Here is a 13,273-nt window from a genome sequence, read left to right as displayed (position 1 = left end):
GAGGCGTCACGATCGTCGCGGTCGTGCAGGCAGGCTCGGTGCGGGCGGGCTCAGTCGCCGGCGCGGCGGCGCGCGCTGCCGCGCAGGCGCTGCCACAGCCGCGCCAGCGGCGAGGTGCCGGGCGGCGGTGGCGGCGCGTCGGGGGAAGCGGTGGCGAGGGCGTCCGCCTCGCCTTCCAGCACGGCGTGGCCGCTGAGATAGGCGGCGTTGAAGAAGGCGCGCGCCGCGCCGGGGTCCATGTCCAGCTGCGCCGCGGCCTCGGTGGCGGTCATGGCCTGCTTGAGCAGCAGCGAGCACAGCCGGAAGTCGTCATGGCGGTGGGCCAGCACGCGGAAGTCCGGCCACTGGCGCATGCGCAGCGCGGTGGTCTCGGTCAGCGGCGCGATCAGCTTCGGCACCATGCGCATGCGCAGCGCGGTCTGCCACAGCAGCGGGGTCAGGGCCAGGCGCGGGGCCTGGCCGGCCGGCGCGAGCGCCACCTCGCGCAGCACCAGCCGGTCGAAGCCCGGCCCCAGCAGCCCGGGCACGTTGTCCACCGCCTGGCGCGCGCTGTGCAGGGGCACGGCCTGGCCGGCGACGAAATCCAGATGCAGCACGTCCACCCCATCCAGCGACAGCACCGCCTGCGTGCGCCGGGCCTGCAGGTGCTCGCGCAGCTGCTCGGCGAAGAGGCGTGCCGGGGTGGACGGGGCGACGTCGGCCTGCGCATGCGGGGCGTGCAGGGCCTGCAGCACCTCCCGGATCGCCTGCTCGTGCAGCGGCGCGGCGCCCTGGCGCGGGTCGGACAGGCGCCCGCCGGCATCGATCAGCCACAGCGGCCGGGCCGGGCGCTCCTGCGCCAGGCGCGCGCCGGCCACACGCGTGGTCGATGCCTCTTGCAGCACCAGCAGGTCGCAGCCGTCGGGGTTGTGGATCAGCGTCAGGCTGTCGGCGGGCAGGGCGGCAATGCGCTGCAGGCGACGCATCAGCGCCACTTCGGTCTGCACATCCGAACCCACGATCGCCACCCGCACCACGTCACGCCCCTTGTTGCCGCATCCGTGCCCTGCGGCGCAAGGGACGAGCCTAACGCGCCGCCGCCGCATCGCAACAGGGGGCAAGTCCCGGAAGGTGACACCGGGCCCGTTTTGCCACTCAGGTCTGCGCGCGTGCGCTCTGGATCGGCAGGGTGACGTTGACGATGGACGGGTCGTCCGGATCGGGCCTGAGGGTGAAGCCCAGCTGCTGGCACATGGCCAGCATGGTGCGGTTCTCGCGCAGCACCTGGCCCTCGACCTGGCGCAGGCCCTGCCAGTGCGCGTACTCGATCATGATCCGCATCAGCTGCCAGCCCAGGCCGGCGCCCTTCTGGTCCGAGCGCACCAGGATGCCGTACTCGCCGCGATCGTAATCGGCGTCGGCCAGCAGCCGCACCGCGCCGAGCATCTCGCCGTTGGCCGGGTCGATGGCCACCAGCGCGATCGAGCGCGCGTAGTCCAGCTGGGTCAGGCGGGCGATGAACTCGTGGCTGAAATGCTTGACCGACTGGAAGAAGCGCAGGCGCAGGTCCTCGTCGGTGACGCGGGCGAAGAAGGCGCGGAACAGCGCATCGTCCTCAGGGCGCACCGGCCGCACGAAGACCGTGCCGCCATCGCTCAGGGCCAGGGTGCGCTCCCATTCCTTGGGATACGGGAACACGGCGAAGCGCGGATGCCCGCGGCCCTTGTGCAGCGCGCGCGAGGGCGCCACGGCGATGCGCGCGTCCACCGCCACCACGCCGGTGGCGTCGGCCAGCAGCGGGTTGATGTCCAGGCTGCGGATCTCGGGCAGATCGGCGGCCAGCTGCGCCAGCTTGACCAGCACCAGGGCCACGGCGCGCTCGTCGGCGGCGGGCACGTCGCGATAGGCCTTGAGGATGCGCGAGACGCGGGTACGGCCGATCAGCTCGTGGGCCAGGCGCAGGTCCAGCGGCGGCAGCGCCAGGGCCACATCGTCGATCACCTCGGCGGCGGTGCCGCCGCGGCCGAACACGATCACCGGGCCGAACACCGCATCGTCGGCGATGCCGGCGATCAGCTCGCGCGCCTTGGGCCGCAGCACCGTCGCCTGCACCACCACGCCATCGATGCGCGCGTCCGGGCGCAGCCGCCGGGCGCGCTCGATCAGCGTCTGCGCGGCCATGTGCACGGCCTCGGCCGAGACCAGGTTCAGGCGCACGCCATCCACATCGGACTTGTTGGGGATGTCCGGCGAAAGCACCTTCAGCGCCACCGGCTGGCCCTGGTCCAGCAGCGGCTGGGCGAAGCGCACCGCGGCCTGCGCATCGGCCGCCACCCACAGCTGCGCGGTCGGGATGCCGTAGGCGCGCAGCACCGCGTTGGCGGCGACCGGGTCCAGATAGCGCCGCCCCTCGCTCAAGGTCTGTTCGACCAGCGCGCGCGCGGCGGCGGCATCGACCACGAAGTCCTCGGGCAGGCTGGGCGGGGTCTCCATCAGCGCGGTCTGCGCCTGCCGGTAGCGCACCAGGTGCATGAAGCCGGCCACCGCATCGGCCTCGGTGGCGTAGCTGGGGATCTGCGCCGCGTTGAGCGTGGACAGCGCCGCCTCGCCGCCGCCCAGCCACACCGCGAACACCGGCTTGGCATGGCTGTGGCGCGGGCGCGCGCCGGCGCTGCGCACCAGCGCGCTGGCGGCATCGGCCGAGGAGGTGAACGCCGTCGGCACGTTGACCACCAGCAGGGCGTCGTTGTCCGGATCGGCCAGCAGCGCCTCGACCGCGGTGGCGTAGCGCTCGCCATCGGCGTCGACCACGATGTCCACCGGGTTCTCGCGCGTCCAGCCGTGCGGCAGCACGCCGTCCAGGCGCTGCACCGTGGCCGGCGACAGCGTGGCCAGGCTGCCGCCGAGCAGGGCCAGCTGGTCGCGCGCCAGCGCGCCCACGCCGCCGCCGTTGGACAGGATCGCCAGGCGCCGGCCGGGGAAGGTGCCCAGCCGGCCCAGCGTCTGCGCCGCGGCGAACAGCTCGTCCAGCGCGCCCACGCGCAACAGCCCGGCGCGGCGGAAGGCCGCGTCGTAGATCGCATCGGGCCGGGCCAGCGACTGGCTGTGGGTGTCCTCGCCGCCGCCGGCGCGGGCCACGCCGGACTTGACCACTACCACCGGCTTGGCGCGCGCGGCCGCGCGTGCGGCGGACATGAACTTGCGCGCGTCGCGGATCGATTCGACGTAGAGCAGGATCGCGCGGGTACGGTGGTCGATGGCGAAGTGGTCGAGCAGATCGCTGAAGTCCACGTCGATCGCATCGCCCAGCGACACCACCGCCGAGAACCCGACCTGGTGCTGCACGCCCCATTCGACCAGCGCCGCGGCGATGGCCGAGGACTCGGAGATCAGCGCCAGGTCGCCGGCCATCGGCGTGTGCGCGGCGATGCTGGCGTTGAGCCGCGCGTGCGGGGCGATCACGCCCAGGCAGTGCGGCCCAAGCAGGCGCAGGCCGTGGGCGCGCGCGGCGCGTTCGGTGGCCTCGGCCAGCGAGCCGGAGCCGTGGCCGAGCCCGGCGGTGAGGATGATGGCCGCGGCCACCCCGCGCTGGGCGGCGTTGGCCACGACCTTGGGCACGGTGTGCGCCGGGGTGGTGACGATCACCAGGTCCGGCACGTAGTCCAGGTCGGACAGCCGCGGCACGGTGTCGACCTCGTCGATGCGCTTGTAGCGCGCATTGATCCAGGCGATCCGCCCGGGGAAGCCGGCCGCGCGCAGGTTGCGGACCACCGCCCGCCCGGCCGAGCGATCGCGCGGGCTGCCGCCGATGATGGCGATCGAGGCCGGCGCGAACACGGACTTGAGGCGGTAGGTGCTCATGCGGTGGCAGCGGCGGCCTGGAAGCGGGACATCGCCCACACGTTACACGCCCCGGCGGCGCCTCTGCATGACGCGCCCCGCGAACGCGTGAGGAGGAGCAAAGGTCCCCTTACGCGTCGGCGATGCGCGCTTAGCCCCCTCCCTTTGGCCGCAGGCCAAGGGGAGCTCGAAGTCGCGACCTAACGGCTGAGGGGAGGGGGTGCTCTCCGCGGGAAAGCTGAAAAGCACCCCCTCCCAGCCTCCCCTTCGCTGCGCGAAAGGGGAGGGGCCCAGCGTGCGTGGCAGCCGTTGTCTCTTCCGAGCGCATCGCGGCCTCCTTGTAGAGCGGAGCTTGCTCCGCTGCTCTTCGGCCGGATCGTCGGGAAGGCCCAGCGGAGCAAGCTCCGCTCTACAAGGAGGCCGCCCTTGTGGCCTCTTCGCCAATGGTGGCTCCAACGAACCGCGCTCGCCGCGCGCCTACAGCAGCGTCCCGCTCAGGATCAGCAGGGCGATGCTGAAGTAGATGACCAGGCCGGTGACGTCCACCAGCGTGGCCACGAACGGCGCCGAGGCGCTGGCCGGGTCGAAGCGCAGCCGCTGCAGCACGAACGGCAGCATCGAGCCGGCCAGCGAGCCGAAGGTCACGATGCCCACCAGCGCCGCGCCCACGGTCAGGGCCACCAGCGGCCAGTGCGGGCCGTAGTCGTAGATGCCCAGCTGCTGCCAGGCCACCACGCGCACGATGGCGATCACGCCCAGGATCGCGCCGAGCAGCATGCCGGTGGGCAGCTCGCGCAGGGCCACCTTCCACCAGTCGCGCAGGCGCAGCTCGCCCAGGGCCAGGGCGCGGATCAGCAGCGAGGTCGCCTGCGAGCCGGAGTTGCCGCCCGAGCTCATGATCAGCGGGATGAACAAGGTCAGCACCAGCGCCTTGTCCAGCTCGCCCTCGAAGTGCTGCATCGCGCTGGCGGTGAGCATCTCGCCCAGGAACAGCGCGCACAGCCAGCCGGCGCGCTTGCGGATCATCCGCCAGAAGCCGATCTGCATGTACGGCGCGTCCAGCGCCTCCATACCGCCGAACTTGTGCGCGTCCTCGGTGCTCTCCTCCATCATCGTGTCGATGATGTCGTCCACGGTGACGATGCCCAGCATGCGGCGCTGCTCGTCCACAACGGCCAGCGAGAGCAGGTCGTGGCGGCGGATCAGGCGCGCGACCTCCTGCTGGTCGGTCAGCGGCGAGACGGTGACCGGCGGATTGACCTGGGCCACGCTGAGGATGTTGTCGCCCGGCGCGCCGGTGATCAGCCGGCGCAGGGTGACCACCTGCTGCAGCACGTCGCTGCCCGGGGCGAGCACGTAGATGGCGTAGACGGTCTCGCGCTTGCGCTCGACCTCGCGCACGTGGTCCAGGGTCTGGCCCACGGTCCAGTCGGCGGGCACGCCGACGTATTCGGTGGTCATCAGCGCGCCGGCGGTGCGCGGGCGGTAGCGCATCAGCTTCTGTATCGCGTGCGCGCTGGCCGGCGCGCATGCGGCCAGGTCGGCCAGGACCGCGGCCTGGTCGGTCAGCTCCAGCGCCTGCACCACGTCGGCGGCGCGGTCGTCGGCCATGCCTTCGAGCACGCGCGCGCGGCGCGGCCGCGGCAGGGCCTGCAGCAGCTGCGGGGCGCGCAGTAGTTCGGGCGCTTCGAGCACGTTGATCGCGCGCTCGTCGGACAGGCCGGCGAAGGTCGCATCGGCCAGGGCGGGCTTGAGCCTGTTGAGCCGCTCGACCACGTCGGCGGTGTTGAGCGGACGCAGCGCGTCCAGCTGGGCGGCCACCGGGTCGGTGGTCTTGAAGGAGAAGTGCTTCAGGTTCATCGGGACGGCCTGGTTGGGCAGCCGCAACGGCCGCCTGGCCGAACCCGATCAGGACTCAGCGCGCAGCCACCGTTGACGGCAGACAAGATCGACTGGAAGGGTCGCTGGGCATGAGGAGGAAAGCTTCACGAAAGGGACCGGCGCGCTGTGGCCTGCGCCGGGCGGGCGGAAGTCTGTGCCTGCATCCTTGAGGCGTCAACCACTTTCTCGCGATGCGGCATGGCCGATGGGCGCGGCGTTCAGGCCACGCGCAGCGAGGGCGGATAGGGCGGCGTGTCGGGATAGCGATCCTGCGCCAGCGCGGCCTGCAGTTCGCGCCACCAGGCCGGGTCGAACAGCTGGCCATGCACCGCGCGCACGGCCTGCGTCAGCGCGGCGGGCAGGCCCATGAACTGCGCGAAGCGCTCGGGGAACACATCGCCCGGCGCGACATGGAACCAGGGCTCGTCGGCCATCTGTTCCTCGTAGCTCTGCGCCTTGGGCCAGTCGCGGAAACGGCAGTCGGTGATCAGCCGCACCTCGTCGTAGTCGTAGAACACCACCCGCCCATGGCGCGAGACGCCGAAGTTCTTCAGCAGCATGTCGCCGGGGAAGATGTTGTTGCGCGCCATGTCGACGATGGCCTGGCCGTAGTCCAGCGCCGCCGCGCGCGCGGCCTCGGCCGGCTGCTCGCGCAGGTACAGGTTGAGCGGGCGCAGGCGGCGCTGCACGTAGCACAGGGCGATGATCACGTCCTCGCCCTCGAAGCTCAGGCTGCTGGCGCAGGTCTGCTGCAGTTCCTCCAGCAGCGCCGGGGCGAAGCGCGCCAGCGGGAAGCGCAGCGAGCGGTAGGGCTGCGCATCGAGCAGGCGGCCGACGCGGTCGCGGTTGAACACCAGCGCGTAGCGGTCCTCCACGTCCTGGCGCGTGACCTGCTTGGTTTCGGCGAAGCGGTCGCGGATCAGCTTGAACACCAGCGGATAGCTGGGCAGGGTGAACACCGCCATCACCAGGCCGCGCGTGCCCTCGGCCTGGATCAGCTGCTCGCCAGGGTGATCGTTGAAGTGGTGGTAGAAGGTGCGGAAGCGCTCGGTCTTGCCCTGCTTGGCGCGGCCCAGCACGGTGTACAGCTCGTCGATGGGCTTGTGCGGCAGCAGCGTGCGCAGGAACACCACCGCATCGCCCACCGTGGGCAGGTCGGCGTGGAAGTAGCTGCGCGAGATGCCGAACAGCTGGGCCACGTCCGCGCGCCGGGTCAGCACCGCGTCCACGCGCAGGCCGGCCTCGTCGTGGATCAGCGCGATCATGCACGGGGCGAAGCGCGTCTCGCCCAGCACACGGCCGACCAGGTAGGCGCGGCGTTCGCGGTAGAACACCGTGTCCAGCAGTTCCACCGCGCGCACCGGCTCGCCCCAGCCGGTCAGGTCGTCGTGCAGGCGCACGGCGATGGCCGCCGCGCAGCGCGCGTGGTGCGCATAGGGCACGGCGAAGACGTAGTCGCCCAGCAGCCGGGCGAAGGTGTCCATCGGCCGGGTCTGCGAGACCAGATAGTTGTGCCGCGCCACCGGATGGGTGATGGCCTCGGTGGGCGCGATGTCCAGCGCCACGAACTCGACCTGCGCATCCACGCCCTGGGTGCGGAAGAAGCGCCGGGTCAGGGTGTTGTAGAAGGTCTTGTACAGCTCACGGTCGATCTGGGTGTCGATCAGCGCCGCGTAGCGCGCGCGGATGGCGTGCCACAGCGTGCGGTCGAACGCGCGCTGGCCCATCACCGCCTGCAGGCGCAGCCGGCACTCGTCCACGCAGGCGTCGTAGAGCGCGATGCGCTCGACCGCATCGTCGCGCGCGCCGTTCCAGTCGCGCTGCTCGAAGCGCGTCTTGGCGCGCCGGGTGATGTCCGCGAAGCGGGCGTGGTAATCGGCGAAGGCCTCGTCGATCAGGCTGGCGTAGGCGGCGGCGTCGTCCATGCGGGCGGCCCGGGGCAGGGGAGCGACAGCCTAGAGCATTCACGCCACGATGGCGTCGTCGCGCCGCTCGGTCTCCAGCAGGGCCTGCACCTGCGCCAGGCTGGGCATGGCGGCGAAGGCGCCGGCGCGGGTGACCGCCAGCGCGCCGGTGGCCGCGGCGAAGCGCAGCGGTTCGTCGAGCGCTTCGGCATCCTCGGCCAGCGCGTCCAGCCCGGCGGCATCCACGCCGCGTCGGGCCAGCGCGAACAGCAGCCCGGCGACGAAGGCATCGCCGGCCGCGGTCGTGTCGCGCACGGTCACCTCGAAGCCCGCACGCTCGCCGCGCCCGGTGCGCGTGTACCAGCGCAGCGGCGCGCCGCCGTCGGTGATCACCAGCAGCCGGGTGTGGCCGGCCAGCAGCTGGGCGATCGCCGCCTCGTCGGTGGTCTGCAGGAACGCGGCCAGATAGGTCAGCTCCTCGCGCGAGAGCTTGACCAGGTCGGCCAGCGCCAGCGCCTGCGCGATGCGCTCGCCCGGCGTCACATCGGCCGGCCACAGCGCCGGGCGCAGGTTCATGTCGAAGCTGACCAGCGCCCCGGCCGCGCGCGCCCGGCGCATGCCGTCCAGGGTGGCCTGCGCGACGCCCTCGCCGGTCAGGCTGTTGGAGCACGCGTGGAAGGTGCCGAGCGATTCGAAACACGCCGGCTGGAAGTGCGCGCTTTCGAACAGCAGGTCGGCCGACGGCGGCCGGTAGAAGCTGAAGCTGCGCTCGCCCTGCGCGTCCAGCGAGACGAAGGCCAGCGCGGTGCGCGCCGCGTCGGTGCGCTGGACGTGGCCCAGGTCCACGCCGGCCGCGGCCATGCGTTCGAGCAGGAAGTCGCCGAACAGGTCGCGCCCCAGCATGCCGACGAAGCACGCCGCGCCGCCCAGCCGGGCGATGCCGACGGCGACATTGGCCGGCGCGCCGCCGGCGTTCTGGTGGAAGGCGGTGGGCGCGTCGGGATGGCCGGTGGGCAGGCCGAGCATGTCGATGAGCGCTTCACCGAAGCAGACGATCTTGCGCATGACTCTCTCCTCAAGGATGGGCGCGTTCGCACGCGGCGTCAGACGGGGCGGGACAGCCAGGCGAATCCCCACGGCCCCAGGTGCACGGCCGTGTCGGCGTGACGCGCCTGCCCGCCGGCAACCAGCGTCCAGGCGCCGGCGGACAGCACGTCCAGGCTCAGCGCGCAGTCCGCGTCGGAGAAGTTGCCGACGGCCAGGAAGTCCGCGCCGCGGCGCACCGCCAGCACGCGCGCATCGCCAGCGTCGACGGTGTCCAGTGGCTGGGTGCTGGCCAGCGCGGGCAGTCGCTTGCGGGTCGCGATCAGCGCGCGCAGGCCGGCCAGCGCCCGGCCATGCGGCGTGCCGGCGTCGGCCTGCGCCTGGGCCAGCAGGTCCCAGTCCATCGGCGGGCGGTGCAGCCAGCGGCCTTCGCCCTGACGCAGCGGGTCCGCGCGCCAGGTCGTATCGTTGCCCAGCGCCAGCTCATCGCCCATGTACAGCATCGGGATGCCGGGCATGGCCATGGCCAGCGAGTACAGCAGCAGCATGCGGTCGATCGCGCGCTGCGCCTGCGCCGGGTCGCCGGCCTCCTCGGCCGCCTGCAGCCCGCACAGCGCCGAGGCCATGCCGTTGCTGCCGTGCACGCCCTCGCCATCGCTCTGGAAGGACTCGCCCCGGGCGAAGGACCCGGGCGTGCGCCCGGCGTAGAAGCCTTCCACCTGCGCCAGCGAGAACGGCGCCAGCCCGGTCGCGCCCGAGGCCTCGGCGCGCAGCACGTTCCAGCCGATATCGTCGTGGCAGCGCACATAGGCCAGCCACCCCGCGGCCGGCGGCAGCGGCGGCGTGCGCGCGATGACGTTGGCCACGATGTCGGCGCGCTGCAGCGCCAGCGCCGACCAGCCGGCCGCCATCAGCGAGCTGTGGTAGGCCAGATGGCATTCCTCGCCCGCGTGCGCGCCCTGGCCGAAGTAGGGCGGCAGCTGGTCCATCGGCACGATGGCTTCGGCCTTGAGCGCCACGCAGGGCGCGGCGATGTCCACCAGCGCGCGCAGCGCACGCAGGATGACGTGGGTCTCGGGCTGGTTCATGCAGTCGGTGCCCGGCCGCTTCCACAGATAGGCGGTGGAATCCAGGCGAAACACCTCCACGCCCAGGTTGGCCAGCTCCAGCAGCGCCAGCGCCATGTCGCCGAAGACGTGCGGATTGCGCCAGTCCAGGTCCCACTGGAACGGGTAGAACGTGGTCCACGCCCAGGCCTGCGCGTCTTCGACCCAGCTGAAGTTGCCCGGCGCGGTGCGCGGGAAGACCTGACCCAGCGTGCGCTCGTAGGCATCGGGCACGCGGCGGTCGGGATAGAGATGGTAGTAGCCGCGGTAATGCGCATCGCCGGCGCGCGCGGCCTGTGCCCAGGCGTGGTCGTCGGCGGTGTGGTTGAGGACGAAGTCCGCGCACAGGCTGATGCCGGCCGCGCGCAGCTGCGCGGTCAAGGCGCGCAGGTCGTCATTGCTGCCCAGGCGCGGATCGACCTGCCCGTAGTCGCTGACCGCGAAGCCGCCGTCGCTGTCGCCCGGCCGCATGCGCAGGAAGGGCAGCAGGTGCAGATAACGCACGCCCAGGTCCTGCAGGTACGGCACGCGCGCGGTCAGCCCGCGCAGGTCGCCGGCGAAGCGGTCCACATAGGTGCTGTAGCCGGCCATGTCCGGCTGGCCGAACCAGTCCGGCGCACGCGTGGCGTCCAACTGCGCCAGCGCCTGCGGCCGTTGCCCCATCTTCTCCGCCACCGCCTGCAGCCAGGACGACAGCCAGCCGGCGTAGCCGGGATGCGCGCCGTACAGCGCGCGCAACGCCTCGAGCAGGCGCGGCGCGTGCCGTTCCCAGCGCGGGCCAAGCGCCAGGCCCTCCAGGTCGGGCGCATCGGAAACGAGGGTGGAGCGTGGGGCAGGCGTGGGGGTCATGATGGCGCCGCGCCCGGGTGGGCGCGGCAGGCTCCTTGGGTAATGGATCAGAAGTCGTAGCGCAGGCCGAGGCTGGCGGTACGCCCGGCGATCGAGCGGGCGCGGATGATGTCGTCGCCCGGGATGCTGGCTTCTTCCGCCTCGGTCAGACCGAAGGCGTTGAACAGGTTGTTGACGCTGGCCGAGAGCGTCAGCGCGCTGGTGATGTGGTAGTTGGCGAACAGGTTGACCTGCGTATAGCCGGGCATTTTCAGCTGGTTGGAATCCTGCGTGTAGGCCGAGGTCGTGCCGATCAGGTTGACGCCGGCCTCGTAGCGCTCGCCGCGGTAGCTCGGGGTGAGCTGCCAGACGAACTTGGCCTGGCGGCGCGGGGTGTTGCCGACGTTGCTCGGGGTGATCTGGTCCTTGTCGATCTTCGCGTCGGTCCAGGTCAGGCCGCCGTTGAGGCCGAAACCGCCGGTGCGATAGGCCGCCTCCAGCTCCAGGCCGTGCGCCTTGTAGCTGCGGTTGAGGAAGCGCTGGCTGGTGGCCTCGTAGTTCTGCTCTTCGGTGTGCGCGGCGAAGGCGGTGGCGAACAGGCTCAGGCCGCCGCTGCGCCACTTCAGGCCGCCCTCGAGCTGCTTGACGAAGTTCACCGCCTCACTGGAGGACACCGAGCCGTCGTCGCGCACGATGCCGAACAGCAGGCGATCGGCGTTGGCGCGCGCGCCGCGGCTGTAGCGGGCGAACGCCGCCAGGTCGTCGTTGATCAGGTAGTTGCCGCCGAAGGAGTAGGACAGGTAGTTCCAGTCGTAGTCCACCGGCTTGCGGTTGGCGTAGTCGATCACCGCCACCTGCTGCTCGGGCGCCTCGATGACGCCATCGCCGTTGACGCCCATCGCGGTGGTGGTGGCGGCAGCGTAGGTGCCGCGCGCGGTGCCCATGTCGTAGCGCAGGCTGCCGTCCAGCGACAGCGGGCCCTGGTCCCAGGTCAGCGCCACGTAGGGCGCGTTGACGGTGTAGCGGGTGTCGTAGTTGCGCGTGCAGCAGTTGCCCCAGTAGGGCTGGCCGTAGGCGTACACGCCGTTCTGCGACAGCGAGGCGCCGGCGGCGTTGTACACGTCCAGCAGTCGCGCGCGGTGTTCCAGCGACTGCACGTACGAGGTCCACAGCCAGTCCACGTCGATCACCTGGCGCGAGGAGTACAGGCCGGCCTTCAGGTCGAGCGTGCCGCCGTCGCCGGCGGCGAAGCTGCGGGTCAGGTTGAGGTCGTTGGTCGTGTTGTTCAGGTCGTTGAGCTTGACGTTGAACAGCATGGTGCGCACCGCCATGCCGGTGTAGGCCTGGCCGGCGCCGGGGCCGCTGGCGACCTGCAGGCGCGAGCCGGCGCCGCCGATCTCCGCGGCCAGGGTCGCCGCGTCGGTCACCTCGGCCGGGAACGGCGCGACGAAGCGCCCCGAGTTGTCGGCGAAGCGGAAGCGGTCGGTCAGCGTCCAGCCGCCCAGGTCGAACTGCGCCTCGGCGCCGATCGCCTGCGACTTGGGATGCATGCCGTCGCCCAGCTGCACCGTCTCGGGCCGGTTGTCGCCGTTCAGCGCCAGGGTGCGGCGGATGTAGGGGCTGTAGAGCGTGTCGCTGCCGGCGTCGAAGCCGGGCAGGTCGTAGAAGTGCGGCGAGCCGTCGCTGCCGCGCACGCCCACCGGCGCGGGCAGGTAGCCGGCGGCGCGATCGTCCAGGTACTTGCCGTAGACGCGCACGTAGCCGTTCTCGAACAGGCGGGTGAGGTTGGCCTTGAGCTGGCCGCCCTTGTCGGTGGCGAAGCCCGCATCGCGCACGCCGTCGCCGCGGCGGTAGAAGCCGCCGACGTTGAACTGCCAGTGCTCGGCGAAGGGCTGGCCGTAGTCGAAGTCCAGGCGCGTGTTGTCCCAGTCGCCCAGGCCGCGGGTAATGCCGACGCTGCCGCCGCGAGTCTCGCCGGTCTTGCTGATGAAGTTGACGATGCCGCCGGGCGAGTTGGAGGCCATGGTCGAGGCCGAACCGCCGCGGATGGCCTCGATGCGTTCGACGGTGTTGTCCGCGCGCAGGAAGATGTCGGCGTTGCCGAAGGCGATGTCGCCGAACTCCATCACCGGCAGGCCGTCCTCGTGCAGCTGCAGGAACTTGGCGCCGCCGGAGGCCACCGGCAGGCCGCGCACGGCGATGTTGGCGTTGCCCTCGCCGCCGCTGGACTCCGAGCGGATGCCGGGGATGTTGCGCAGGATCTCGGCGCTGGAGCGCGGCGCGGACTGCTCGATCGCCTCGGCGCCCACCGTGCTGACCGACACCGCGCTGCGCAGCTTGGTCTTGGCGCTGGTGGTGCCGGTGACGAAGACCATGTCCAGGTTGGTGGCGCCGTCGGCGGGCGAGACGGTCGCCGAGGCGGCCTGCTGGGCCAGCGCGGCCGGCGCGGCCAGGGCCGCGCTCACCGCGCAGGCCAGGACGTGGATGCGACATGTGGTCTTGATGGACATCGGATTACCCCTCTCACGGTTCGTGGTGTTTGGCGTGATACGCGCACCTGACCGTCCCTCCCCGGGCCGGGCCGACCGGATGGCCGGCGGTGTGGCGGCGGAGTATTGGGGTTTTGCAATCGATTGCAACTTGCACTGCAGCATCGATAGATTGCAAATGAATGTCCTAGCGATTGCAAGG

At 71.7% G+C, this 13,273-nt stretch carries 7 protein-coding genes; all 7 read right to left on the bottom strand.

Features of this window, described 5'->3' with window-relative positions:
* Nucleotides 1–50: 50 nt before the first annotated feature.
* Complete coding sequence (locus MWN52_RS18950; RefSeq protein WP_286575875.1) at nucleotides 51–1,016, bottom strand: hypothetical protein; 966 nt, start codon at nucleotides 1,014–1,016, stop codon at nucleotides 51–53.
* Nucleotides 1,017–1,134: 118 nt separating this feature from the next.
* The gene (locus MWN52_RS18945; protein WP_286575874.1) at nucleotides 1,135–3,840 is read right to left on the bottom strand and encodes a bifunctional acetate--CoA ligase family protein/GNAT family N-acetyltransferase; all 2,706 of its coding nucleotides are present in this window, start codon (nucleotides 3,838–3,840) and stop codon (nucleotides 1,135–1,137) included.
* Nucleotides 3,841–4,296: 456 nt separating this feature from the next.
* Nucleotides 4,297–5,679 carry a magnesium transporter gene (gene mgtE, locus MWN52_RS18940; protein ID WP_286575873.1) on the bottom strand — a complete coding sequence of 461 codons (1,383 nt, stop codon included), beginning with the start codon at nucleotides 5,677–5,679 and terminating at the stop codon, nucleotides 4,297–4,299.
* A 239-nt stretch (nucleotides 5,680–5,918) separates the two neighbouring features.
* A complete protein-coding gene (aceK, locus tag MWN52_RS18935) occupies nucleotides 5,919–7,625 on the bottom strand; it encodes a bifunctional isocitrate dehydrogenase kinase/phosphatase (protein ID WP_286575872.1) in 1,707 nt (568 codons plus the stop codon).
* Nucleotides 7,626–7,664: 39 nt separating this feature from the next.
* Nucleotides 7,665–8,669, bottom strand: coding sequence for a carbohydrate kinase family protein (locus MWN52_RS18930; protein ID WP_286575871.1), 1,005 nt, complete (start codon nucleotides 8,667–8,669; stop codon nucleotides 7,665–7,667).
* Nucleotides 8,670–8,707: 38 nt separating this feature from the next.
* The gene (locus MWN52_RS18925) at nucleotides 8,708–10,603 is read right to left on the bottom strand and encodes an amylosucrase (protein WP_286575870.1); all 1,896 of its coding nucleotides are present in this window, start codon (nucleotides 10,601–10,603) and stop codon (nucleotides 8,708–8,710) included.
* 47 nt (nucleotides 10,604–10,650) lie between these two features.
* Nucleotides 10,651–13,092, bottom strand: a complete 2,442-nt coding sequence (locus tag MWN52_RS18920) for a TonB-dependent receptor domain-containing protein (protein WP_286575869.1) — start codon at nucleotides 13,090–13,092, stop codon at nucleotides 10,651–10,653.
* Nucleotides 13,093–13,273: the final 181 nt, after the last annotated feature.

Source organism: Pseudoxanthomonas winnipegensis (genome assembly GCF_030322905.1).
Lineage (GTDB): Bacteria > Pseudomonadota > Gammaproteobacteria > Xanthomonadales > Xanthomonadaceae > Pseudoxanthomonas_A > Pseudoxanthomonas_A winnipegensis.
This window is presented reverse-complemented; position numbering and strand designations above follow the sequence as displayed.